Below are 24,648 nucleotides of genomic sequence, written 5' to 3'. Positions count from 1 at the left end.
ACAGGCAGGCATGCAGGGTCGACATTCTCTCGCAGTTCTGGCGTTGAAGGAACCTCCATCTTGCCGACGACACCCGCCAGCGGGCTGGGCAACGCCGGTTCTTTCCCGCGAACCAGTGGTCAGGCCGCGCCGAAGCTCCGGATCGGCTCGCGCCAGTTGATTTCCGGAAATCCTCGGGGCCATGATAGCTCCATCGCGGCGGCCGGATCTCCCGGCGGCCGGTACTATGGCCTCGGCTGGCCAAACAGAGAGGGCGCTTGTAGATGACGGAATTCATTCAGGAGATGCTAGCCTGGATTTCGGCTAATCCCCATTGGGCTTATCTGATCATCTTCCTGGTCGCCATGACCGAATCCCTGGCGGTGATCGGCATGTTCATTCCCGGCGCCGTCATGATGGTGGGGGCCGGACCGCCGATTGCCGCCGGGGTGCTCAGCTTCTGGCCCGTGATGGCCTGGGCCGCGGGCGGGGCCATCGTGGGCGACGGCATCAGCTATTGGCTTGGGCATCATTACCGGGAGCGGTTGCGCCTCATCTGGCCCTTCTCCCGCTACCCGGACAGCCTGGCCCGGGGTGAGCGCTTCTTCGAACAGTACGGCGGTAAGAGCGTGGCCTTTGGCCGCTTCGTGGGGCCGGTCCGGGCGGTGATCCCGGTGGTGGCGGGCATGATGGGCATGGATTCCAAGCGCTTCCTGGCCGCCAACGTCCTCTCCGCCCTCGCCTGGGCGCCGGCCTATATCGTGCCCGGCATCGTCCTGGGCGCCTCGCTGGAACTGGCGGCGGAGGCGACGGCGCGACTGGGCATCCTTGCCCTGGCCCTGATCCTGACCCTGTGGTTCGTCTTCTGGGGCGTGCATCGCCTCTTTCTGTTCTACAGCCCTCGGGCCGGGCGCTGGGTCCAGGCCCTGCTGAGCTGGGCGGACGTCCATCCCCGTGTCGGCGAGATCGCCCGCGCCCTGGCGGACCCCCATCATCCCGACGCCCGCGCCCTGGCGGGTCTGGCCGGGCTCCTGCTGTTGGGGGCCCTCGCCTTCGCGCTCATGATGGGCCTGGCCATCGACGAGGCCCCGGAACTGCGTCTCAACCAGATGGTGCTGAATCTGGCGCTGAGCCTGCACACACCCGGCGCGAATCACCTCATGGTCGCCGCCAGCCGTCTGGGGGACCTGATGGTCATCCTGCCCCTGGGGATCGCCGTCCTCGTCTGGCTGTTGGCGCGGGGCCAACGGCGGCAGGCCGGCTACTGGATCGCCGCCCTCGCCTTCGGCCTGCTGGCCCCGCCCCTGCTCAAGTGGCTGCTCCAGGTCCCGCGCCCGGACATCGGCCTCGTCGGGCTCTCGTCCTGGGCCTTTCCCAGCGGCCACGTGCTCCGCGCCACCGTCACCTACGGCTTTCTCGCCGTCGGCCTGGCCGGGGCGGGGACCATGCCCCAGGCCTGGCGCTGGCTCCCCTACGCCCTTGCTGCCATACTGGCTACGGCGGTGGCTATTTCCAGCGTCTATTTGGGTGCCCACTGGCTCACGGATGTCATCGGCGGCCTGGCCCTGGGCCTGGCGTGGATCGCCGCCCTGGGGCTCTCCTTCCGCCGCCACACCCGGCCGGCACCCTCCTGGCATGGACTGGCCGCCCTGTCCAGCGCCGCCCTGATCCTGGCCTATGGCGGGGCCAGCCTGAGTTTCCATGCCGCCGACCTGGACCGCTATCAGCCTAAACCCGAGAGCATCAGCCTCTCCGAGGCCCAATGGCTGGCCCAGGAGTGGCGGCAGCTTCCCCAATGGCGCGAAGACATCCAGGGCATGAATGGGCACCCCCTGAACCTGCAATACGCCGGCGACCCCCAGATCCTGACCCAGGCCCTGGCGGCCCAGGGTTGGCAAGCGGCCGATACCCTCTCCTTCGAGAATGCCCTCCGGCTCCTATCGCCTTCACTGCCCCTGATGGAGCTGCCGCTCATTCCCCACGTCCATGACGGCCATCACGAAGCCCTGGGCCTGGTCAAGCAGGAGGGCGAGAAGGGCCGCCTGGTGCTGAGACTCTGGGCCACGCCCTACCTCATCGACGGCCGCCAGCCCCTCTGGGTCGGGAATGTCACCGACCAGCACAAGCGCCTGATCCTCAATCTGCTGGCCATCCCCGCGACGGGCAAGGACCCGACCGCGGCCTTGAGCGCCGCCGCGCCGGACTTCGCGGCGCTGAACCCGCAACGACCCCCGGCGGATGGTCCCTGGCTGTTGGAGGGGATGGATTGAGGCGAAGCCGGGGCATGAGCGTGGCAGACGCGCGGGCGGACGGTGCCAGGGACGCCCCCGCGTTACCGGGGAGGCGCCTCCTCACCCTTGGCCGCCCAGAGCCGCAACCTGAGTCCGGGCTCGGTGCTCAGGCCGACGGTGGCGGAGGCGATCCGACCCTCGGGGTCGATTACGAAGCTCGCTGGCACCCCGCCCACACCCCAGCGGCGGGCGATAGCCCCATCGGGATCTGGCACCACGGGAAAATCCAGGTCCGCCGCCTGGAGGTAGGACATAATCTCGCCCGCCTCCCCGGATTGCAGGGCGACGGTCAGCACCCGATGATCCCGGGCAATGGCATCGACAAAGCCGTCCATGGCGCGACAGACCGGGCACCAGCTCGCCCAAAAATGCACCAGGACCGGCTCGCCCCGTAAGTCCCGCAGATCCACCCAGGCCCCGGTCTGATCCAGGCCAGCGAGAGGGGGCGCCTCCCCCTTGGCCAGGGGTCTGGCCTGCCACCACTGGACACCGCCCAGGATCAGGAGCGCCAGGCCGATATTGACCAGCCACCCACGCCAACGCGGGGACCTGGCCCGGGGCTGGCCAGGGTCAGTGGCCGGCATCAAGGGCCGCCAACAGGCGCTCATGAATGCCCTGGAAGCCGCCATTGCTCATGACCAGCACCTGGTCCCCTGTCCGGCCTTGGTGGGCGATAGCGGCGACGATGTCCTCGATCCGGGAGTAAATCGCCGCCCGTGCCCCCAGGGGGGCAAAGACAGAGTCGGCATCCCAGCCGAGATCGGGCGGGGCAAAGACAAAGACCTGGTCCGCGGTCTCCAGCGAGGCGGCCAGGGTGGCATTGTGGACGCCTAGGCGCATGGTATTGGAACGGGGTTCCAGGACGGCGAGGATGCGCCCCCCCACCCCTCCCGCCTCGGCGTGGCGGCGCAGGCCCTCCAGGGTGGTGGCGATGGCGGTGGGGTGATGGGCAAAGTCGTCATAGACAGGGATGCCCCGGGCCACGCCGCGCAGTTCCATACGGCGCTTGACCCCCTGGAAGCGATTCAGGGCCTCCAGCCCCAAGGCCAGGGGCACCCCCGCATGGCGGGCGGCGGCAAGGACGGCCAGGGCGTTGGCGACATTGTGGTGGCCCGTCTGACTCCAGTTCACCTCGCCTCTGTCGCGCCCCTGGTGATGCACCCTGAACCGCGAGCCATCCGGCGCCAGCAAGGTCGCCGACCAGTCGCCCTCCGCCCCTACCGCTTCCCGCGGGGTCCAGCAGCCCATGGCCAGGACCTGATCCAGGGCCGCCTCCCCCTGGGGGTGGATGATGAGACCGCTGCCCGGCACGATGCGCACCAGGTGATGGAACTGGCGCTGGATCATGGCCAGGTCGTCGAAGATGTCGGCGTGGTCGAATTCCAGATTATTGAGGATGAGGGTCCGCGGCAGGTAGTGGACGAACTTGGAGCGCTTGTCGAAAAAGGCGGTGTCGTACTCATCCGCCTCCACCACGAAGAAAGGGGCCGCGCCCAGGCGGGCGGAGAGGCCGAAATCCCGGGGCACGCCGCCGATGAGGAAGCCGGGGTTGAGCCCGGCGTAGTCCAGGACCCAGGCCAACATGCTTGATGCGGTGGTCTTGCCATGAGTCCCGGCCACCGCCAGGACCCAGCGGTCCCGCAGCAGATTCACCTTGAGCCATTCCGGCCCCGAGACATAGGGCAGACCCCGGTCGAGCAGGTATTCGACCACGGGCAGACCGCGCTTCATGGCATTGCCCACCACCACCAGGTCCGGCGCAGGATCAAGATGGCTGGCGGCGTAACCCTCCATGAGACCAATGCCCGCCGCCTCCAGTTGGGTGCTCATGGGGGGATAGACGTTGGCGTCGGAACCCGTGACGCGATGGCCAAGGGCGCGCGCCAGCAGGGCGATACCGCCCATGAAGGTGCCGCAGATACCGAGGATGTGCAGGTGCATGTCAGGAACCGGGAAAGAGGCCGTTGACGAGGGCCGAGGCCAGGAAGTTGAAGGCCACCGCGATCAGGACGCCCTGACCGAGGCGCAGATCGAAGCCATGGCGCAGGATATGTCCCGTCACCAGCAGGCTCCAGAAGAGCAGGACGAGGAGCGGCAACCCCGCCAGGGAGGTCTCTCCCCGGGATTCGGCGCCCGCCACCAGGCCCAGGGGCACCAGGGCGAGCAGGCCCAGCAGGGCACCGGCGCCAAAGAGGGCGGTGGCAACCTGCGAAAACCGGGGCTGGTGATTCGTGACCCGCAGGGCCAGTAACAGCAGGCCCAGGGTCAGGAGGGCATCCGCCAGTCCCTGGCCCAAGGCGATGGGGGCCGTTAGGCCCGCCGCCATGCCGACCAGCACGGCGGTGACCAGATGTACCACCAGCACCAGGCCCAGCAAGGCACTGGAGCCGGGCAGGTCCTGGGGGCCCCGGCGCAGGAGGCAGAGTTCCACGAAAAACCGGATCAAGGCGCTCACGTCGCGAGTCTCCAACCGGGGGTCAAGGTCGGCGCCTCGCCCCTAATACCCGAATCAGGGCCAAACCCAGCAGGGCCCAGGCCAGACCGATGGCCAGACCATTGCCCCAACGGGCGAAGGGGGTGAGCCCGGCGCGGGGTTGGATCTCGGCGCTGAAGAGGCCGCGCTCGAAGGCGGGCACCGTCCCCTGGACCTGGCCCCGGTGATCGATAATGGCGGAGATGCCGGTGTTGGTGGCGCGCAGCAGGGGGCGACCGTTCTCCAGGGCTCGCATGCGGGCAATGCCCAGGTGCTGATGGGGCGCGAGGGAGTCGCCGAACCAGGCGTCGTTGCTGACGTTGATCAGGTAGGCCGCGTCCGGCAGGGCCTGGACCACCTCGGCGGCGAAGGCGTCCTCGTAGCAGATGGAGACCCCGACGCGATGGGGGCCAACCTGGAGCAGCGGCCGCTCGGCCTCCCCGGAGCTGAAGTCCGACATGGGGACCTGGAAGGCCTTGGCCAGGGGCCCCAGGAGGGAGCGTAGCGGCATGAACTCGCCAAAGGGCACCAGGTGGCGCTTCCGGTAGAGGTCCTCGTCGCCCTTGCCCAGACTGATGAGGCCGTTGTAGTAGGTCTGGCGCTCGTGATCCAGCACCGGCAGGCCGATGACGAGTTGGGCCCCCTCCTGCCGCGCCTCCTCGGCCAGGGGCTCCAGCAGGGGCTTGCGTACCCGGTCGAGAAATTCCGGGATGGCCGTCTCTGGCCAGACGATGACCGCGTTGCCGAAGGCCTCGCGGGTCAACTCCACATAGGCGCGCAGGGTGGGAAAGAGGGATTCCTCGTTCCACTTGAGGGACTGGGGAATGTTGGCCTGGAGGACGGCGGCGCGGATGGGCGCGCCCGCGGGCTGGGTCCATTCCAGGCGCCCCAGGCCCAGCCCGGCGAGCCAGATGAGGGTGAGCGCGAGGGTGGCGCCCAGGCGGGCACGGCCCCGCCAGACCGTCAGGCCCCAAAGGAGGCCGGCGGACAGGGCGATCAGCAGGCTGACGCCATGGACACCGACGAGGGGGACAAAGCCCGCCAGGGGGCCATCGACCTGGGAGTCGCCGGCGTTGAGCCAGGGAAACCCGGTCAGGAACCAGCCCCGAAGCCACTCCAGCAGGACCCAGAGGGCGGGAAAGGCCAGGAGGGGAACCGCCCAGTCCTGGACGACCGCTAGGGCCTGCGGTCGGGGATCGGCCTGGGTAGCGGTCGAGACCGGGCGCGGGCGAGCCAGCCAGGCGGTCAAGCCGCCGAGGAGTCCATGGTAAAGGGCCATGGCCAGGATGAAGAGCAGGGTCAGGGCATGGGCCAGCCAGGTCCCCATGTTGCCAAATTCGTCCAGGCTGATGCGAATCCAGAAGACGCCAAAACCCAGCAGGCCGATACCAAAGGCCCAGCCGATGAGCAGGCCCTCACCTGGCCGCCGGCCCGACAGCAGACCCAGAAGCACCGCCAGTGCGACCACCAGCGCCGGGGAGAGCCCAAAGGGCGGGAAGGCCAGTACCGCCAGGGCGCCGGCCCCGGCGGCCAGGAGGGCCGCCAGCGGGGTGCGGAGATAAAGCGTCCCGGGTGCCGATAATTGGGCGGGTGTCAAGACAGGGTTCCCGGGGGGTCGCCAGCCTGATCGGTGGCGGGTTCGAAGTCGAGGGATGCGGAGTTGATGCAGTAACGCAGGCCGGTGGGCTTGGGCCCATCCTCGAAGACATGGCCCAGGTGCGAGCCACAGCGGTCGCAATGGACCTCGACCCGCGCCATGCCCAGGCTCGTATCCCGCTCGCTGGCCACGGGGGAGCTGGCCAGGGGCTGCCAGAAGCTGGGCCAGCCACTACCGGAGTCGTATTTGTGCCGGGCGTCGAACAACTCGGCGCCACAGCCGGCACAGTGGTAGATGCCGGGGGACTTGTTAGCGTAATGCTGGCCGGTAAAGGCCCGCTCGGTGCCCTTTTCGCGGCAGATCCGATATTGGTCCGGGCTCAGGCGGGCCCGCCATTCCTCGTCCGTCCTGTTGATTGTGTCGCTCATCATCAACCCCGGTAGTGGCCAGACGCCTGGCCGACGCCATATTGAGTTAGTATTTTGCCAGCTTGGCAACCGCCCGTCCTATTTCCATACACCCATGTCCACTACCCCCAGGATGTACCCTTTTCACCATGTCTGAATCCGTACCGCAACCCCAGCCAGGCCGGAGGCGCCGCGGCCCGCGCGGGGCCCTGGTCCGCCTCCTGCTCATGGTCTGTGCCATTGGCATCTTCATCCTCGGCTACCAGTGGGGCAATCAGCGGCACTTTGGCCAGCCCCCCGCCATCGAGGGTGTAATCCTGGCGCCGGCCATGCCCCTGCCCGCCTTTGCCCTGGTGGACACCGAGGGGCAGCCCTTTGGCCGGGACCAACTCGCCGGCCACTGGACCCTGCTCGCCTTTGGGGACCTGGCTCAGCCCCGGGGCCAATTGGCCATCCAGCGCTTGCTGGACGTTTACCACCGCCTGGGGACCGAGGTCGAACCGGACCAGCGTCCCTGGCTGGTCCTGGCCGCCGCCAGCCAACCGGCCGACCTGGCGCGGGACTTTGGTCGCCTGTCGCCCGCCCTGCGCCTGGTGTCCGGCGAGGCCGGGGACCTGGGTCAACTGGCGAAACTCCTCGGCGAACCGCCCCACCCGGAACGGGATAGCCGCGCCACCCTCTATCTCATCGCCCCGAACGCCAGGCTCCTGGCCTTCTTCCCCGCCAGCCAGGCCGCTCCAGCGGTGGCCGCTGACTTGACCCTCCTGGCCGCATGGCCCCTGGACGCCCTGGAGAACCTCTCCCATGAATGACTTACCGCCCACCTGGTCCGACCGGCTCTTCGTGGGCTTGCAGTACCTGCTGCCTCAGCACCTGCTCTCGGCCCTCATGTATCGCCTGGCTCGCATTCGCTGGCGCCCCCTGAGCGCGCCCCTCATCCGGGTCTTCGCTCGTCACTTCCAGGTCGATATGACCGAGGCCCTGCAGCCAAACCTGGCGGTCTATCCCAGCTTTAATGCCTTCTTCACCCGCGTCCTGCGGCCGGAGGCCCGCCCGCTACCCGCGGAGCCCCAGGCCCTGGTCAGCCCGGCGGATGGGGGCCTGAGCCAGTTTGGCGCCATCAAGGAGAGCCGCCTCTTCCAGGCTAAGGGGCTGGATTACGCCCTGGAGGACCTGGTGGTTGACCCCGACTGGGCGCAACGTTTCGTGGGCGGCAGCTTCGCCACCGTCTATCTGTCACCCCGCGATTATCACCGGGTCCACATGCCGGCGACGGGGCGGCTGCGGGAGATGATCCACGTCCCCGGGCGCCTCTTCAGCGTCAATCGCGCCACCGCCAGCCTGGTGCCGCGCCTCTTCGCCCGCAACGAACGGGTCGTCTGCCTGTTCGAGGGCGAGGCGGGACCCTTCGCGGTCATTCTGGTCGGCGCCATCTTTGTCGGTGGCATGGAGACGGTCTGGGCCGGCGAGGTGACCCCCGCCCGCGGCGCCTCCCCCCGGCGCCGTTATGACGAAGGCGCGACCGTGAATCTGGTCCGGGGCGCCGAGATGGGCCGGTTCAACATGGGCTCCACCGTCATCCTCCTCTTCCCCCCGGGGGCGGTGGCCTGGGAAACCGATCTAGCCCCAGGCGCCTCGCTGCGGATGGGCCAACGGCTCGGCAGTCTGAATCGGGTCGGTCATTCCCGGCCGGGAGGCGTCGGCAAGACCGCCCCCGAGGCGCCTCCGGTAGCTGGCAAAACGGAGGGCCGCTTGCCCTCGGCCTTGAGCACCTCAAAGGGGTCCGGGCCCAAGCGCTCGCGGCCGGCGTCCCGCAGGCGGCCCAGGTAATCCAGCCAAAGGGGCTGCCAGGCACGGCCCAGCTTGTAGAGATAACCCCAGTCGTAGAGCCCCGACTTGTGGCCATCGTCAAAGAAGATCTTCAGGGCATAGCGGCCGATCGGCTGGAGGTCGCGGATGTTGACCCCCTCCTTGCCAAACTGGAGTACCGCCTCGTCCGGGGAATGACCGCGCACCTCCGCCGAGGGTGAATAAACGCGCAGATATTCGACGGGCAGCAAAAAACGGGCCCCATCGTCATAGGTGATTTCCAGCAGTCTTGACTGCTGGTGGAGCTGAATATCGGTCGGGAGCGGATGGGAATCCATGTTTAAGGCTAGGCCGCAGGCTAGAGTCTGATGGATCCCCAGAGGTGGGGCCAACCGAGGGTGGAGATCAAGTCCGGTGCGTCAATTATCCGGGTGCCGCGCCGGGACTAAGCCCAGGCGGCAGGCGGGTTGAAGGGCGCCTCATGGCGCGGAGGGCTCGGACCTGGCCCCTGCCGGAATCCCGGTACGGGGCGGACCCAGCTCCTGGACCAGAATCCAGGGCTTGACGACCAGGGTCCAGAGGTGGGCATCGGTGGCGAGCCAGGCCTTGGCCTGCGCATCCGTGGCCAGAGCGACCTGACCAACCGCCAGCCAGTCATGGAAGAGGGCGGCCCGATCCTGGGACATAGCCAGGCCGACCTCGAGGAGGTCGAGACCCGGCGCCACGGCTACCACCGCGCCTTGGGCAAAGAAGCGCAGCAACTCGCGCCAGGGGGCGGTCGCCGTCTCACCATGGAGTTTGGCACGTAGCCGTAAATCCTCCGCACGGCCAGCCGGCGGGTCCTGGCCATCGGCAAGCATGGCATCAGGCCCGGTGGCGCAGATAGTAATCAAGGAGGGCCGCCGTGGAGGCATCGTGATCGGCACCCACCTCGCCCCGCTCCAGCTCGCCCAGGATGACCCCCGCCAACTGCTTGCCCAACTCGACCCCCCACTGATCGAAGGAATTGAGGCCCCAGATGATGCCCTGGACAAAGATACGGTGCTCGTAAAGGGCGATCAGGGCACCCAAGGCCCGGGGGGTGAGCTTATCGACCAGGATGGTGTTGGTCGGCCGGTTGCCGGGAAAGCTACGGTGCGGGGCCAGGGCCTCGACCTGGGCCGGCGCCATGCCCGCCGTCAGCATTTCGGCCCGCGCCTCCTCGGCGGTGCGACCCCGCATCAGGGCCTCGGTCTGGGCAAAAAAGTTCGCCATCAACTGGGTTTGATGATCGCCCAAGGGGTTGTGGCTCTTGATGGCGGCGATGAAATCCGCCGGGATCATCTGGGTACCCTGGTGGATGAGTTGGAAGAAGGCGTGCTGGCCATTGGTGCCCGGCTCCCCCCAAACCACGGGGCCCGTGGTGTACTCGACCGCCACGCCGTCACGGGTCACCCCCTTGCCGTTGCTCTCCATATCCGCCTGCTGCAGATAGGATGGCAGGTACATGAGGTATTGGTCGTAGGGCAGCACCGCGTGAGTCCGGGCCCCGGCGAAATTGGCGTACCAGACCCCGAGGAGGGCCAGGATGACGGGCACGTTATACCCCAGATCCTTGGACTGAAAATGATCGTCCATCTCATGGGCGCCCACCAGCAACTGGCGAAAGCGGTCCATGCCCACCGCCAGGGCGATGGGGACGCCGATGACGGACCAGAGGGAATAGCGGCCGCCCACCCAGTCCCAGAAGCGGAACATGTTGCGGGTATCAATACCAAATTCAGCCACCTGAGCGGCATTGGTGGAGACGGCGACAAAGTGGTCGCGGACCGCCACCGGCCCAAGCCGGGTCACCAGCCAATCCCGGGCGCTCCGGGCATTGGTCATGGTTTCCTGAGTGGTGAAGGTCTTGGAGGCGATGATAAAGAGCGTCTGGTCCGCCTCCAGGTTACGCAGGGTTTCGGTCAGATGGGTGCCATCCACGTTGGACACGAAGTGGACCCGCAGGTCGTTGGTCTGGTAGTGACGCAGGGCCTCGCACACCATGAGGGGGCCAAGGTTGGAGCCCCCGATGCCGATGTTGACCACGTCGCGGATGGGCTTGCCGGTAAAGCCGTGCCAATCGCCACTGCGGACCCCGGTGACAAAGAGGTCAATCTTTTCCAGTTCCGCGTTGATGGCCGGCATGACGTCCTCGCCATCGACCATGACGGGGCGGTTGGAGCGATTGCGCAGGGCGACATGCAGGACGGCGCGATTCTCGGTGTTATTGATGTGGTCGCCCCGGAACATCCTGCGAATCCAGCCATTCAGATCCACGGCCTTGGCGAGATCCAGCAAGAGGCTCAAGGTCTCGTCGGTGGCGATGTTCTTGGAGAAATCGACGAAAAGGTTGGGCGCCCTCAGCGACAGGCGCGTGGCGCGGCCGGGATCGTCGGCAAAGAGATCGCACATGCGAACTGCGGACATTTGCTTCCAGTGCGCTTCGAGGGCCTTCCACTGGGTGGTCTCGTTCACTAAGGCCATGACGACGAACTCCTGATGAAAACGGGCGCTGGTCGCCCCGTGACATGATGGGCGAGCCAATCCGCCCTGCGAGGGCCCAATGACGCTTCCAAAAGCTCGCGCCGCGATGACCGCATGGGCCAATGTGTGCTAGTTTGTCTCGCTTGCGGACAGGGACGCCAGATATTACCACTTGGCATCATCGAAGGGCGGATTGCCTTACGCTGACAGGACGGCCTTTGTCGTTGCACTGGCCGGATAGAACGAGGTTGGAGGGTCTTCCTGGCGGCCCGGCCTCGGCGAATCCGCCTATCATTGGGAGCGCCTTGTCATGGCCGCGCCAACAACCGAGAACCAGCGCCGCCTCCTCTTCGCCAGCAGCGAGGCCCATCCCCTGATCAAGACCGGTGGCCTGGCCGATGTCGCCGGCGCCTTGCCCGCCGCCCTACGCGAACTGGGCCATGACGCGCGCTTGATCATCCCCGCCTATCCCCGTGCCGTAAGGCAGTTGCGCGAGCTCCGGACCCTGGGCGACCTGCGCCTCCCCGGCTCCGGGCGGACGGTGCGCATCCTTGGCGGACGCCTGCCTGACAGCGAACTGCCGACCTACCTGGTAGATGCCCCAGACTACTTCGCGCGCGAGGGCAACCCCTACACCGACACCAGCGGCAAGGATTGGGGCGACAACGCCGATCGCTTCATGCTCTTCTGCGAGGTGGTGGCCCGCATCGGCATGGGCTGTCAGGTGCTGGACTGGCGCCCGGAGCTTATTCACTGCAATGACTGGCAGACGGGTCTGGTGCCGGCCCTGCTCCATGGTCAGCCGGATCGCCCCGCCACCGTTTTCACCATCCATAACCTGGCCTACCAGGGGCTGTTCGACCGCGCCACCTTCGAGCGGCTGCGGCTGCCGGAGGTCTTTTGGACCCTCCACAGCCTGGAATTTCACAAGCAACTCTCCTTCATCAAGGGCGGGATCGTCTTTTCCGACCGGGTCAATACCGTCAGCCCGACCTACGCGCGCGAGATCCGGACGCGGGAATCCGGCTGCGGCCTGGATGGGCTCCTGACGGGACTGGGGCGACGCTTTTCCGGCATCCTCAACGGCATCGACTATCGGGCCTGGAATCCGGCCGAGGATACCCAGATCACCCAGCCCTACGACAGCGAGACTTTCAGCCTCAAGGCGGAAAACAAGCTGGCGTTACAACGGGAATTCGGCCTGCCACGCAACGAGGAGGCGCTGGTCTTCGGCCATATCGGGCGACTGGTGCAACAGAAGGGGGCGGACCTGATCCTGGGCATACTGCCGCGCCTGCTGGCGCACCCCAATACCCAGTTCATTCTCCAGGGTTCCGGGGAGAAGGCGACGGAGAATGCCCTGCTGGCCGCCGCCCGCGCCCACCCGGATCGGGTCGGCATCTTCATCGGCTATGACGAAGACCGCGCCCACCGCGTCGAGGCCGGCAGCGATGCCTTTCTCATGCCCTCGCGGTTCGAGCCCTGCGGGCTCAATCAGCTCTACAGCCTGCGTTACGGGGCCGTGCCCCTGGTGCGCCGCACCGGCGGTCTCGCGGACACCGTGATCGATGCGGGACTTGCGGGTATCGAGCGTGGGGAATCCACGGGATTCTGCTTCGACCAACCCAACTCCGACAGCCTCTGGCAGGCCATGGATCGCTGCCTGCGGATCTTTCGGGACAGCCCCGAGCTTTGGCGGCGCCTGGCCCTCAACGGCATGGGCCAGGACTTCAGTTGGTCAGCCAGCGCCCGGCATTACGATGAGCTCTATGCCGAGGCACTGGGGATTTAGTAGAAGCGGTCAGCCGTGGCTGGATTTCATCAGCAGCCTGAAGATCTTGAAATTGATGACCCAGAAACAATGGATATTTGCGACGCTCCCCTTTTTTCAGGGCCCCGATACAGGCCTGCAACTGGGTGTTGGCCAAGAGACGCTATCAAGGCTGTCAGGGGTTGTCAAAATAACTGGCGAGCAACTTTTTCCCCACCCGGGGTGCGGTCAGGTTCAGGGACAGGATACCTAATACATGGCAGCCGGCCATGGAAGGCGGAGCCTGGTCCAACGGATCCCCGACGCAGGATGTTCAGGTCGGGAGATGCCGGGGGGCGCAGGTTTCTTCGATGCAGCGCCCCCAGGACTTCAATCTCTTAGAGCAAATCCGCGACGACCTCGCGCTCCTCGAGCAACTCCTTCTCCGTCACCTTCATCCGGCTCTTACCGAAGTCAGTGACCTCCAGGCCCTGGACGATCTGGTAGTCGCCGTTCTTGCAGGTCACCGGGAAGGAGTAGACCAGACCCTCGGTGATGCCATAGCTGCCATCCGAGTGGACCGACATGCTGACCCAGTCATCATCGGGGGTGCCGAGGAACCAGTCGCGCACATGATCGACCACTGAACCCGCCGCCGAGGCCGCCGAGGAGGCACCGCGCGCCTCGATGACAGCGGCGCCGCGACGCTGGACGGTGGGGATCATGTGGTCGATGGCCCAGTCCAGGGACACCAGGTCCAGGGCCGGGGTGCCCCCGACGGTACAGTGGGTGAGGTCCGGATGCATGGTCGGGGAGTGGTTGCCCCAGACGATCATGCGACGGACGTCAGCCGCCAGGCGGTTGGTCTTCTTGGCCAGCATGCCGATGGCGCGGTTGTGGTCCAGGCGCGCCATGGCCGTAAAGCGCTCCTTGGGCAGGTCCGGGGCATTGGCGGCGGCGATCATGGCGTTGGTGTTGGCGGGGTTACCGACCACCATGACGCGCACATCCCGGGCGGCATGTTCGTTGATGGCCCGGCCCTGGGTCGAGAAGATGCGGGCGTTCTCGGTGATCAGGTCCTTGCGTTCCATGCCCTTGGTGCGTGGCTTGGCGCCGACCAGGAGGACATAGTTGGTGTCGCGGAATCCAATCTTGGGGTCATCCGTCAGGACGACATCATGCACCAGGGGAAAGGCGCAGTCCTCCATCTCCATGCCGACCCCGCCCAGGGGCCCCATGGTCATGGGCAGTTCCATCAGCCGCAGGATCACGGGCTGATCGGGGCCGAACACATCGCCGGCGGCGACACGGAAGGCCAGGGCATAGCCAATATTGCCGGCGGCGCCGGTGATGGTCACTTTGATGGGTTTTTTCATTATCGTTTCAATCCTCTCATCCAGGCGTTAAGTACTGGGATCAGGGCGGCGGTTAGCCGGGTTATCGCGGGGCGAATCCAGGGTGAAGAGGGCCTGGGCATCCTTGACTTACGATCACCTCGGCCAGTCCAGTTTCAGGGTTACTCGGCCCCAACGGCCAGGCCAGCGAATAGGGCTTCAGGGGAGTCAGGCCGCTTGTGCAGGAATAGCGTGGCCCGTACGGGTCACGCGATTGTTTTCGTCCAGATAGACCAGGCTGGGACTGAAGGCATCGGCCTCGGCGTCATCCATGGCCGCGTAGGCACAGATGATGACCCGGTCGCCAGGCGCGGCCTTGTGCGCGGCGGCGCCATTGACCGAAATGATACGGGAATGGCTGTCGGCACGAATGGCATAGGTCGTGAAACGCTCACCATTGGTGACGTTATAGATCTGGATCTGTTCGTACTCGCGAATCCCCGCCAGGGCCATCAGCTGTTCGTCGATGGCGCAGGAACCCTCATAATCGAGCTCGGCGTGCGTGACGCATGCGCGATGCAGCTTGCACTTAAGTAAAGTCAGTTGCATATGGGAAACCCTCTGGCGAACCTAAAGCCGGAGCATGAGGAAAGAAGTGGAAGCATTTTATTTCAAAATGGAAAGCATTGCTGCATTTTCTGCTGCGCCGCAGCATTGTCCCCGTTCCGGCCAGGAGCAGCTCTTTAAGGAGGGTGAAGATTAGCCTGTTGCGCGTTTCATCTCAATGGGATGCCACCGGAATCCTAGCGTCGGACGCAAAGATTGTCGATCAGCCGCGCCCGGCCCAGGCGGGCTGCGGCCAGCACCACCAGATCCTGATCCTCAATCCCCGCTGGGCCAAGATCCCCGGACCGACGGACGCTGAAATAATCCGGGCCGAATCCGGCGGTGGCGATTTCCTCCGCCGCCAGGCGCTCGACCTCGGGGATGACCACCCCGGCGCGCAGCCGTTCGCCACCCCGCAGCAGGGTCTGGTAGAGGGCGGGTGCCCGAGCGCGCTCTTCCCGGGTCAAATAACCGTTGCGGGAACTCATGGCCAGCCCATCCGGCTCCCGCACCGTGGCCAGGCCCCTAACCCCGACCGGCATGCTCAGGTCCTCGGTCATGAGGCGGATGACCAGTAGCTGCTGAAAGTCCTTCTCGCCAAAGATGGCCAGGTCGGGCTGGACCATGTTGAACAGCTTGCAGACCACGGTCGCCACGCCCACGAAGTGACCCGGCCGGCTGGCCCCACACAGGAGGTCCGAGATACCGGGCACCTCCACCCGGGTCTGCCCGGCCTGGCCACGGGGATAGACGGCGGCGACCGCGGGCGCGAACAGTAGATCGGTCCCCGCCGCTTCCAGCAGGGCGCGGTCCTGCTCCAGGGTGCGAGGGTAGGCGGTGAAATCCTCAGTTGGCCCAAACTGGAGGGGATTGACGAAGATACTGACCACGACCCGGTCCGCCAGACGCAGAGCCTCCCGCACCAGGGCCAGATGCCCTGCGTGCAGATTGCCCATGGTGGGGACGAAAGCCACCTGCTGACCCGCCCGGCGCCAGTTAGCGATGCGCGCGCGCAGGGTTGGGACCTGTTCGATGAATTCCAGAGGCATGGGCTGAGACCGGGGTGGTGAAGGCAGGGCCTTTAGTAGGCGGTTTGCTCGGGGCCGGGAAAGTCTCCGCTGCGTACCGCCTCGACATAGGCGGCGATGGCCGCCCCCAGGCTGCCGCGTCCGGTCAGGAAATCCTTACTGAAGCGTGGCGCCCCCCGGGGATTCAGGCCCAGCAAGTCATAAAGTACCAGGACCTGGCCATCACAACCATTGCCCGCGCCGATGCCAATGACCGGTATCCGCAAGGCGCAGACGATCTCCCGCGCCAGGTCCGCCGGAACACATTCGAGGACCAGGAGCCCCGCCCCCGCCTCCTGCAGGGCCACGGCATCCTCCAGAATGGCCAGGGCGGAGGTCCGATCCCGCCCCTGGTAGCGATAGCCGCCCAGGCGATGGATGGATTGAGGCAGGAGCCCCAGATGGGCGCAGACCGGGACCCCGTTAGCGGTGAGCCGGTGCACGGTTTCCACGAAGGGGGCACCCCCTTCCAGCTTGACCATCTGGGCGCCGCCCTCTCGCATCAACCGGCCGGCACTGGCCAGGGCCAGGTCCGGGGTGGCGTAGGTCAGGAAGGGCATATCCACCAGGATGAGGGCCTGGCGGCGGGCCCGCGCCACGCAGGCGCTGTGATAGACCATATCATCCAGGGTCACGGGCACCGTGGTCTCCTGGCCCTGGACCACCATGCCCAGTGAATCGCCCACCAGGAGCACCTGCACGCCGGCCTCCTCAAGGAGGCGACAGAAGCTGGCGTCATAACAGGTCAGGGCGACGATGCGTTCACCCCCCTGTTTCATGGCTGCCAGGGTAGAGAGGGTGATAGGCTTGGTGTTCATGCAGGCATCTCGGTGAATGAAGGCAGGCCAGTTCCCGCGCCCGGCTCAAGCTGGTGGTGATTCTGCCAGCGAAATCCCGCCCTCACAAGGGCGGGCCAAGGCCAGTAATCGGATGCCATCCCGGGGGCAGGCCGCCAGGAGCGCGGCCAGGCGGCCCTGGCCCGGGATAGCGAGGTCCCCGGGGGCTATGTCCGCGAGGGGGACGAGGACAAAGGCGCGTCGTGACATCTCCGGATGCGGCACATGCAGGTCGGGTTCGTCGACGCGGTCCTCCCCGTACAAGAGAATATCCAGGTCCAGGGGGCGCGGCCCCCAATGCCCTTGCTCGCGTACCCGACCATGGGCATTCTCGATGGCCTGCAAGGCGAGGAGCAAGTTCCGGGGCGAGAGCTGCGTCTCCAGGCTGACGACCGCGTTGACATAATCAGGCTGATTCGCAGGGCCCAGGGGCTTGGTCAAATAAAGCGGGGAGGCCCTCAGCATCCGACTGCCGGTCAACCGGCCCAACTCGACCAGGGCCCGCCGCACCTGTCCCTCGGGCCCCGCCAGATTGGCGCCAATAGCGACATAGGCAAGATGGGCAGTCTGTTCAGCCCCCATCCCCACCCCCATGGGGGGGAGTGCCCCGCGTCTCGGCGGCGCCTTCGCCCCCGGCACGGGGACGGCGACGGCGGCGCTTCTTCCGAACTGGCCCCGTCATCCCATCCCGGTCCAGCCCCGAGGCCTCCTGGAAGCGCGTCCACCAGTCCGCCAACTCCTGGTCCGCCTCGCCACATTCGGCCCGCAACACCAGGAAGTCGTAAGCCGCGCGAAAACGGGGATGAGCCGCCAGGCGATGGGGCTGCTTACCTTCCAGTTGCTCGAAACGCGGCTGCAACTCCCAAACCTCGCGCATGGGCAGGCTAAACCGCTTGGGGATGCTCACCCGCGAAAGCTGGGCCGCGAGTACTTCGCCCCCGGCCTGGACCATAGCCTCGTGGGGATCGGCGCCCAGGTCCACCAGGGTGAAAAAACGACGCCGCACCGGCTCCCACAGGAGCAGGGCGAACAGGAAGGCCGGTGTCACCGGCTTATCCTCCTGAATGCGGCGATCGGTATTCTCCAGACCGCGACTGACAAAGGTGATGGGGAAGGCGTGATCCTCATGGGCCAGGCACTCTTCCGTCGCCGGAAAGAGTTGCCCGAAAAGATCATAGTGCCGCAGTTTCTCGAAGCCTTCCAGGCCGACGCCGGAATGCAGAAGCTTGAGGACCTCCTCGAACAGGCGCGCCGCCGGCACCCCGCCCAAGAGACTGCTCCATTCCCTCAGGGGGCGCTCGCAGTCGGGGTCGATGTTGAACCCGAGCTTGGCGGCAAAGCGCACGGCCCTCAGCATGCGCACCGGGTCTTCCCGATAGCGCCGCTCCGGGTCATCGCCAATGAGACGCAGCCGGCCGGCCTGCAGATCCTCGAGGCCACCCGCGTAGTCGATGACGGTAAAGTCGGCGATGTTGTAATAGAGGGCGTTGACGGTGAAATCGCGCCTCAGGGCGTCCTCCTCCCGGGTGCCATAGAGGTTGTCGCGCACAATCATGCCGTTTTCGAGGTGGCGTTCGCCATCGTCCTCCAGCTCGCCGCCGCCACCCCGGAATGTCGCTACCTCGATGATCTCGGGACCGAAATGGACATGGGCGAGACGGAAACGTCGCCCAATTAGACGGCAGTTGCGGAAAACCCGGCGGACATCCTCGGGCCTGGCATCGGTGGCCACGTCAAAGTCCTTGGGCTCGCGGCCGAGCAGCAGATCGCGTACCCCACCCCCCACCAGCAGGGCCTGATAGCCCTCCTGTTTGAGGCGATAAAGCACCTTGAGGGCGTTCTCACTGATATTGGCGCGGGAGATGCCGTGCTGGTCGCGCGGTACGATACGACAGGAATCGGAGTCTGGGTACAAGCTGGCGTCTTTCCTGGCGGGGCCTCGTCCTGGGACTGGCACCCGCTAGCCTGGGTATTCACTAAAGAAGAAAGCCCTTGGCCATCTTGCATGGCAAGGGAGGAGAATTTTCACCAGGCGGCTTGAGAAGCTCTGGCTCACGCGTATAATACGCTTTCTTCGCTATTTCTTCTCGCTCCTATCGTCTAGTGGTTAGGACGCTGGCCTCTCACGCCGGTAACAGGGGTTCAAATCCCCTTGGGAGTACCAATCAACCAAAGGGTCCGGTCGAACGTGTCGACCGGACCCTTTTTTGTGTTCGTCACCCCGACAATCTTACCTACACCCGGCCCGTCGCCAGGGGCACATCCATGAGGATCGTGAGACCCCGGGCTGGGAGATCACCCTATGGGTACCGGCAACCCATGGGTTCGCGTCTCCGTCATCAGTACAGGAAAGGCCGACGCCGAGGCCCATCTCCAGGCCTTCACCCTGGCGACCCGATCAAGGCCTGACCTTACCCCGTAATCCTTCCAGGCGCTGCAAAATAGGTCCCAGCACGGGGCCAAGCTTATGGCGCATGAGGCTGCCCGTGGCGGTGGTGTCGCGGAGGAAAGGGCGCAGCACGCCATAACCGAGACCCGAGAGCAACCTCATTGCCGCCAGGTCGTACCGCAAACTGGGAGCCGCGACGAGACAGGCGTGGAGGGGAGCGGGGGCCTGGTCGGGATCGACACAGGCCTCGGCCTCGGCGATCAGCGCCGCTAAAGTCAGGTCCGGCGCGCCCTCGGGGCGCAGGGGGGCGAAATAGGCGGCCGCCGTTTCAAGCGTGGTCAAGGTCAGGTCCTGGGTAGGGGGCTTGGCGAGGACCTGGGCGAGGGTTTTCAACCAGGTCTGGCCGGGGGCGGAAAGGACTCTTAACAGGGCCTGGGCCCAGGGATTGGCGTCGCTGAGCAGGGACTTGAGTCGAGGGGCAAGCGCCACAAAGTCGGCGCGCGCGGGCACTAGGTCCGGGAGGCCGTCGGGCCTGGCCTGAAGGAAACCGAGGGCATAGGCCGGTTTGCGCGCGGCCTTATGCCAGATTTCCAGGCACCGCTGCTCGGCAAGTAGCCCTGGCTGCAGCACCAGCCGCACGGATTCCGCCATTTTTTCCATTTCGGTCTCGAAGGGCAGAAACTCCACCAGATATTCAGCCAGAATGGGGCCCATCTGGCCCTGGACGATAGCGGGATACCCTAACATCCGCCGCGCATTCTCGGCGTCCTCCATGGCCCACCAGGCCCGACGCCCCAGTTCATCCGTCAGACCTGGGGAACAAACGGCGGCCACCACGGCCTCGGGCTCACCCAGGAGCAGCAGTTGGGCGAGGCTCTCGTCCCGCATCTGGCCCATCCGGGTCCAGCGCCGCAGATAGGTGGGATAGCCACCTGGGGAACCGAGAATATGGCCCGAGATGAGTTCCCGCACGGCACGCACATAGACCTCGGGCCGGGCCGTCGGGTTAAGGGTGATACAGGCCTCACCCCGTTCCGACAGGCCATGGACCCGCAATCGCGACTCGTCAATGCGGATCGCCTGGGGTTGGTTGGCCAGCAAGACGTTGAGCCTCAGACTGTCCTCACCGGAGAGTTCGATCATGGCAGGGGGAGAAATTGGAGGGCGTGAAGGCGCCCGACGGCTTCAGTCCGCAGTGGGCGGGCAGTAGCCACTGTCCTTGGGGTTGAGGAAGATGAAGTGGAACTGCCCGGGTTCCATCTCGATGTAATCCAGGGTCGCCTGGTCGAGCAGGGGGATGTTCTCCGGGGCCATAACCACTGGGACCCCCTCGCAGTCGAATTGAATATCGTCCTCGGTGCCCTCGTCGAACCCCATGCGGTAGTCAATACCGCCATCGGGTTTTTGATGGGCCGCCAGGCGCAGGGCCAGGCCCTCGGCGCCCCCCTGACGGGCGGCCTCATGGACCTGCCCCACGGCGGATGCGGTCAGTCTGAACATACCCCTGTCCTCATGTCTGTGTTGTGAGCGGTTCAAAGCACGGTCGTCCCGCGCATTCCTTAAGGGACATTTTATCAGCGATCCTGCCAGGCCGGGTATTCAGCCTGGGCGGCGACACCGACGGACCTGGGCGATGAAGCGCGCCGGCCATCCCACGCCACCGACATGGCGCAGGTGGGCATAGCTAGCCAGAAGATTTTTATAGATGATGCCGTCATGGCACCCATCCACGCCACTGCCCCGCAGGACCTCGTAACCGTAAACCCAGGCTGGATCCGGATCGACGATGGCGGAATGATGGAATTCATGGGCATGGATCTCGGGCGCATGATCGGGGAGCCTGGGCCAGGGGAAGGCATCTCGTTCGCGCAGAAGGATGTAGCCTCGGCCTTGAGGCCGGTCATGCATGGCCACGTCGGCCTGGAGGACGCCGCACATGGGGGCGATTTCATCCCGCCAGCGCAGCCCCCGGCAGAGATACATGAGGCCACCGCACTCGGCGTAAGCCGGGCCACCACCCTCAATGAAGGCTCGTACCGCCTCGCGCATGGCCCTATTGGCGGCCAGTTCCCGCATGCGGTACTCGGGAAAGCCGCCGCCGATGAGGAGTCCATCTACCTCTGGCAAACCCAGGTCGTGGACGGGACTAAAGGGGATCAACTCAGCCCCCGCCGCCCGCAGGGCCTCAAGGTCATCGGGGTAATAAAATCCGAAGGCCTCGTCCCGGGCGATGCCGATCCGCAGGTCTCGGCCCCGGGGCACAAAACCAGGGATGGGGGGAAAAGGCGCCAGGGGTGGGGCCGAGGCGCTGATCCGCAGCAGGGCATCCAGGTCCACCTGGTCCGCGATCATGCGGCGGATACCCTCGATCTGGGCCTCGGCCTCCCGGCTCTCGTTACTGGGCATCAGGCCCAGGTGGCGCTCGTCGATGAGGGGCTGGAATTCGCGATGGATGGCACCCAGCAGGGGCAGATCCGTGTAATGCTCAATGACCCTGCGCAGATTGCCTTCGTGGCGCTTGCCGCCGACCTTATTGAGGATGATCCCGGCGATACACAAGCTGGGATCAAAGGCCTGGTAGCCCAGGAGCAGGGGTGCCAGACCCCGCGACATACCTTGGACATCCACCAGCAGGATTACTGGCGCCTCTAGCAACTTGGCCAGTTCCGCGTTGCTGTTGCTACCCTCCAGATCCGTGGCATCGAAGAGGCCCACATTCCCCTCGATCAGGCCCAGGTCCGCATCCCCCATGGCCCGCGCGAAGGTCTCGCGGATCTCCGACAGCCCCATGGTGTTGTAGTCCAGATTCAGGCAATCACGGCCCGCCGCCTGGCCAAGCCAAAGGGGATCGATATAGTCGGGACCCTTTTTGAAGGGCCGTACCCTTTGTCCTTGCTGGGAAAAGTTTCGGCACAAGCCGATGGACAGGGTCGTCTTCCCGGAAGATTTATGGGTAGCGGATATAAAGAGGCGGGACATGGTGAAGGGACGCAGAAACTCTGGAAATGTAAACGGGGATGACACCTCGGGCATCATCCCCGTTCTCGACCATCCGGAACCCCTGGCAGGTCCGGATCAGGCCTTCACGGCGGCGTGGGGATCCACGTCCTTGTCCGCCAGGGATTCGGGCAGGAATTGCAGCGCCCGCACGCCAACTGCGGTGATGATCAGTGCAACCGCCACCCCGCCGAGACCGAGGAGAAACTCCGGCATGCTGGGGGCATAGGCCGCGATCTGGCCACCCACGCCATCATGAAATCCAGACTCCAGCAGGGTCTTGCCCGGGAAAAGGGCCATGGGGAAGGCCTGGCCACCAATGATAATGACATACATGCTCGCCAGCCCCCCGAGCACCACCAGGCCGCAAGCCCCCGCGATCCAGCGCCTATCCTGGCCCAGCGCGGGATGAAAGAGTATGCCAAAGGGCGCCAGCAGACCCAGGATCACCCAACCAAACCAGAAGGCCAGGGTGTAGCGGCCGCCGCTGACCAGATAGAAGGACACCAGATCGTAATTCTGGGCCCCGTATAGTTTGGTCAGGAAATAGATGAGGATAAAGAGCAGGACGGCGGAGATGAAGATACCCATGAGGCCCTTGAGACGTTTGATAATAAAGGGGCCGAGAGGGCGCTGGTCCTGGGAGAAGGCAAACATGAGCACCAGCATGAAAATCGCCAGGCCATAGAGGAAGGACATCACAATGAACATGGGTGCCAGCACGGCGGTGTCGAAGGCCTGGCGAGCAACGATGAAACCGAAGATGGATCCCGTGCCCGTGGTCAGCAAGAGACGCCAGACGAAGGCAAAAGTGCCGGCGGCTTTGTAGTAACCCCGAAATCCGCGATCCACCATGGTCACCAGATAGGCGACGACGATGGCCACAAAACCCGAATAAAGAATGACGTTCCAGGCAAAGATGGAGCGAAAGTTATAGCTTGTCATGGCCACGATCAGGCGGTCGGGGCGACCCAAATCGAGGACCAGCACCATAAGCCCCCCGATTAGCAGCGCCACCGCCAACAGGGCAGAGAAGCGGCCCAGAGGCTGATAGGTCGATTTCCCGAAGACGGTGCCGATACTGGCGATGTTCAGGGCACCAGAGGCGGCAACGATGAGGAAGACGGCAAAGATATGGGGCATACCCCAGACCACTTCATTGTTCATGCCGGTCACCCAGTGGCCCTGGTGCTCCATGTACCAGAAGGCCAGGCCGCCAATGCCAGCGATAGCGGCGAGACCGGCGAGCAGGGCCCAATAGCGCTGCGGTGACAGCCGCCATTCGCGATAAACGATTCTTTTCATGTCTGGATCTCCCCCGGCGTCACACGCCCGAATAGCGGACGCCCGTGTTCAGGGCGAGGTTCTCGCGGATCTGACGACTGGGCATGGCGGCCAGGGCCTTGCTCAACGTGCTTTCCGGATTTTTGAGGTCACCAAAGATGATGGCATGGTGGCCCTGAGCGGCGCAGGCATCGGCGCAAGCCGTCGAGGTCTCGCCATTGTCGCGGCGATGGACACAGAGATTACAACTCTCCACGCAACCCTTGCCACGCGGCGCAAGGGTCAGCTTCTCCTCGACCTCCGCATGGATGAAGGACCGCGCCTTGTAGGGGCAGGCCATCATGCAATAGCGGCAGCCAATACAGAGGTGCCGGTCCACCAGGACGATGCCATCCGAACGCTTGAAGGAGGCCCCCGTGGGACAGACATCCACGCAGGGCGGGTGCTCACAATGCTGGCACATCATGGGCAGGTTGGTAACCCGACCCGTGAGGTTGTCCTCAAGCTTGATCTTGCGAATCCAGCGCGCCTCCTGACGATCCCACTTTTCGGGGTCCATGCTCGCCGGCATTTGCTGAAGGTCAAGACCGTTTTCCTGGTTGCAGGCGGTAACGCAGGCGGTACAGCCCTCGGCACACCGGGTGGTATCAATCAGCATGCCATAGCGCACGGCATCCGTGACCCGTTCGGAGCGCGGATCTGCGCTCGCGATCGTATGGAGCAGAACGCCAGGGGCCAGGGTCATGGATGCGACGCCCGCCGCCGCGCCAAGAAAACCTCGGCGACCCTGGTCGATCTCTTCGCTGGAATTATTCATCGTGACTCCCCATTCTCAGCGCAGGACCGGCTGGATATGACCAGGCGGTACCTGAGTGCCGGATGCCGGTGCGCCAGAGCCCGACGGACGGTCACCACCCAATTTGGATAGCCCCCTTCTGCTCGGTCGGTACCGTGGCGTGGCAATCGAAACAGTTTAGCCGTACCGCCGCGAAGTCGTGACAGGCACCACAAAACTGCCTTTCGTCATTGACGGGCAGCAGGTCGCCAGTCGGGCCCTTGGCGCCATGGCAGGCAATACAGCCCGCCAGACTGTGTTTCGTTGAACGGATCCCGCCATGCACCGTCTCATCCCGCTGATGTTTGATCACCTCCATGTGATTCCGGCGCATGAAATCCGTCGGCTCCACGCAGCTTTTCTCATTCGCGGCCTGGGAACCCGTCACCACGAAGTTGTTTCCGGCGGCCTGAACGGCCAGGGCCAGCAAGGCCCCGGCCAGGCCTAGGGAGATCAAGCTGCCTCTGAGAAGGGCTTTCGCCATCGTCC

At 65.3% G+C, this 24,648-nt stretch carries 23 protein-coding genes and 1 tRNA gene; 5 read left to right on the top strand and 19 right to left on the bottom strand.

All coding sequences use genetic code 11. From position 1 onward, the window contains the following. Window positions 1-263: 263 nt before the first annotated feature. The gene (locus tag IPN92_03615) at window positions 264-2,249 is read left to right on the top strand and encodes an LssY C-terminal domain-containing protein (GenBank protein ID MBK8637401.1); all 1,986 of its coding nucleotides are present in this window, start codon (window positions 264-266) and stop codon (window positions 2,247-2,249) included. A gap of 62 nt (window positions 2,250-2,311) precedes the next feature. On the opposite strand, the gene IPN92_03610 is transcribed toward IPN92_03615, so the two are convergent. From IPN92_03610 to msrB, 5 genes are read right to left on the bottom strand one after another with little or no spacing between them, the layout of a single operon-like run. Continuing rightward, window positions 2,312-2,854, bottom strand: coding sequence for a protein disulfide oxidoreductase (locus tag IPN92_03610; protein MBK8637400.1), 543 nt, complete (start codon window positions 2,852-2,854; stop codon window positions 2,312-2,314). Next, the gene (gene mpl, locus IPN92_03605) at window positions 2,841-4,211 is read right to left on the bottom strand and encodes a UDP-N-acetylmuramate:L-alanyl-gamma-D-glutamyl-meso-diaminopimelate ligase (GenBank protein ID MBK8637399.1); all 1,371 of its coding nucleotides are present in this window, start codon (window positions 4,209-4,211) and stop codon (window positions 2,841-2,843) included. The genes IPN92_03610 and mpl overlap by 14 nt, the downstream gene beginning before the upstream one ends. Window position 4,212: 1 nt before the next feature. Then, the gene (locus IPN92_03600) at window positions 4,213-4,725 is read right to left on the bottom strand and encodes a hypothetical protein (GenBank protein ID MBK8637398.1); all 513 of its coding nucleotides are present in this window, start codon (window positions 4,723-4,725) and stop codon (window positions 4,213-4,215) included. A 22-nt stretch (window positions 4,726-4,747) separates the two neighbouring features. Beyond that, complete coding sequence (gene lnt, locus IPN92_03595) at window positions 4,748-6,340, bottom strand: apolipoprotein N-acyltransferase (GenBank protein ID MBK8637397.1); 1,593 nt, start codon at window positions 6,338-6,340, stop codon at window positions 4,748-4,750. Continuing rightward, window positions 6,337-6,768, bottom strand: coding sequence for a peptide-methionine (R)-S-oxide reductase MsrB (gene msrB / locus IPN92_03590; GenBank protein MBK8637396.1), 432 nt, complete (start codon window positions 6,766-6,768; stop codon window positions 6,337-6,339). Before msrB ends, lnt begins: the two co-directional genes overlap by 4 nt. Window positions 6,769-6,896: 128 nt before the next feature. On the opposite strand from msrB, the gene IPN92_03585 reads away from it, so the two are divergent. Next, window positions 6,897-7,559 (top strand): hypothetical protein, encoded by a 663-nt coding sequence (locus IPN92_03585; GenBank protein MBK8637395.1) that lies wholly within the window; start codon window positions 6,897-6,899, stop codon window positions 7,557-7,559. Next, entirely contained in the window at window positions 7,552-8,577 is a 1,026-nt protein-coding gene (gene psd, locus IPN92_03580) for a phosphatidylserine decarboxylase (GenBank protein ID MBK8637394.1), read from the top strand. Before IPN92_03585 ends, psd begins: the two co-directional genes overlap by 8 nt. A 458-nt stretch (window positions 8,578-9,035) precedes the next feature. Here the strand turns inward: psd and IPN92_03575 are convergent, their stop codons facing one another. After that, the gene (locus tag IPN92_03575) at window positions 9,036-9,416 is read right to left on the bottom strand and encodes a DUF2288 domain-containing protein (GenBank protein ID MBK8637393.1); all 381 of its coding nucleotides are present in this window, start codon (window positions 9,414-9,416) and stop codon (window positions 9,036-9,038) included. Between the two features lie 4 nt (window positions 9,417-9,420). After that, entirely contained in the window at window positions 9,421-11,061 is a 1,641-nt protein-coding gene (gene pgi / locus IPN92_03570; protein ID MBK8637392.1) for a glucose-6-phosphate isomerase, read from the bottom strand. A gap of 310 nt (window positions 11,062-11,371) precedes the next feature. Between pgi and glgA the strand changes: the two genes are divergently transcribed. After that, window positions 11,372-12,853 (top strand): glycogen synthase GlgA, encoded by a 1,482-nt coding sequence (glgA, locus tag IPN92_03565; GenBank protein MBK8637391.1) that lies wholly within the window; start codon window positions 11,372-11,374, stop codon window positions 12,851-12,853. 356 nt (window positions 12,854-13,209) lie between these two features. Here the strand turns inward: glgA and IPN92_03560 are convergent, their stop codons facing one another. The 6 genes from IPN92_03560 to pcnB all read right to left on the bottom strand — a co-directional run bounded on the left by IPN92_03560 (window position 13,210) and on the right by pcnB (window position 18,569). Beyond that, window positions 13,210-14,190, bottom strand: coding sequence for a malate dehydrogenase (locus IPN92_03560; GenBank protein ID MBK8637390.1), 981 nt, complete (start codon window positions 14,188-14,190; stop codon window positions 13,210-13,212). Window positions 14,191-14,373: 183 nt separating this feature from the next. After that, the gene (locus tag IPN92_03555; protein MBK8637389.1) at window positions 14,374-14,754 is read right to left on the bottom strand and encodes an aspartate 1-decarboxylase; all 381 of its coding nucleotides are present in this window, start codon (window positions 14,752-14,754) and stop codon (window positions 14,374-14,376) included. A 194-nt stretch (window positions 14,755-14,948) separates the two neighbouring features. Next, entirely contained in the window at window positions 14,949-15,800 is an 852-nt protein-coding gene (locus IPN92_03550; GenBank protein MBK8637388.1) for a pantoate--beta-alanine ligase, read from the bottom strand. 32 nt (window positions 15,801-15,832) lie between these two features. Then, on the bottom strand, window positions 15,833-16,636 hold the full coding sequence (gene panB, locus IPN92_03545) for a 3-methyl-2-oxobutanoate hydroxymethyltransferase (protein ID MBK8637387.1): 804 nt from the start codon (window positions 16,634-16,636) through the stop codon (window positions 15,833-15,835). A gap of 45 nt (window positions 16,637-16,681) precedes the next feature. Next, window positions 16,682-17,236: a 2-amino-4-hydroxy-6-hydroxymethyldihydropteridine diphosphokinase gene (gene folK / locus IPN92_03540; protein ID MBK8637386.1), complete on the bottom strand. Its 555-nt coding sequence runs from the start codon at window positions 17,234-17,236 to the stop codon at window positions 16,682-16,684. Then, window positions 17,226-18,569: a polynucleotide adenylyltransferase PcnB gene (gene pcnB, locus IPN92_03535; protein ID MBK8637385.1), complete on the bottom strand. Its 1,344-nt coding sequence runs from the start codon at window positions 18,567-18,569 to the stop codon at window positions 17,226-17,228. The genes folK and pcnB overlap by 11 nt, the downstream gene beginning before the upstream one ends. A 174-nt stretch (window positions 18,570-18,743) precedes the next feature. Here pcnB and IPN92_03530 point away from each other — a divergent pair. Then, window positions 18,744-18,818: transfer RNA gene (locus IPN92_03530), tRNA-Glu, on the top strand. Between the two features lie 234 nt (window positions 18,819-19,052). Here IPN92_03530 and IPN92_03525 read toward each other — a convergent pair. From IPN92_03525 to IPN92_03500, 6 genes are all read right to left on the bottom strand, one after another. Further along, window positions 19,053-20,183: a sulfur reduction protein DsrS gene (locus IPN92_03525; GenBank protein ID MBK8637384.1), complete on the bottom strand. Its 1,131-nt coding sequence runs from the start codon at window positions 20,181-20,183 to the stop codon at window positions 19,053-19,055. A gap of 45 nt (window positions 20,184-20,228) precedes the next feature. Further along, window positions 20,229-20,543, bottom strand: coding sequence for an iron-sulfur cluster assembly accessory protein (locus IPN92_03520; GenBank protein MBK8637383.1), 315 nt, complete (start codon window positions 20,541-20,543; stop codon window positions 20,229-20,231). 99 nt (window positions 20,544-20,642) lie between these two features. Next, the gene (locus IPN92_03515; protein MBK8637382.1) at window positions 20,643-22,022 is read right to left on the bottom strand and encodes a cobyrinate a,c-diamide synthase; all 1,380 of its coding nucleotides are present in this window, start codon (window positions 22,020-22,022) and stop codon (window positions 20,643-20,645) included. 96 nt (window positions 22,023-22,118) lie between these two features. After that, the gene (nrfD, locus tag IPN92_03510; protein MBK8637381.1) at window positions 22,119-23,345 is read right to left on the bottom strand and encodes a polysulfide reductase NrfD; all 1,227 of its coding nucleotides are present in this window, start codon (window positions 23,343-23,345) and stop codon (window positions 22,119-22,121) included. Between the two features lie 19 nt (window positions 23,346-23,364). Next, window positions 23,365-24,141, bottom strand: coding sequence for a 4Fe-4S dicluster domain-containing protein (locus IPN92_03505; GenBank protein ID MBK8637380.1), 777 nt, complete (start codon window positions 24,139-24,141; stop codon window positions 23,365-23,367). Window positions 24,142-24,232: 91 nt separating this feature from the next. After that, window positions 24,233-24,643, bottom strand: a complete 411-nt coding sequence (locus tag IPN92_03500; protein MBK8637379.1) for a sulfur reduction protein DsrJ — start codon at window positions 24,641-24,643, stop codon at window positions 24,233-24,235. Window positions 24,644-24,648 lie beyond the last annotated feature (5 nt).

It is taken from the genome of Chromatiaceae bacterium (genome assembly GCA_016714645.1).
In the GTDB taxonomy this organism is placed as follows: Bacteria; Pseudomonadota; Gammaproteobacteria; order Chromatiales; family Chromatiaceae; genus M0108.
Note: the sequence above shows the minus strand (reverse complement) of the source record. Positions and strands in the feature narration are given on the sequence as shown.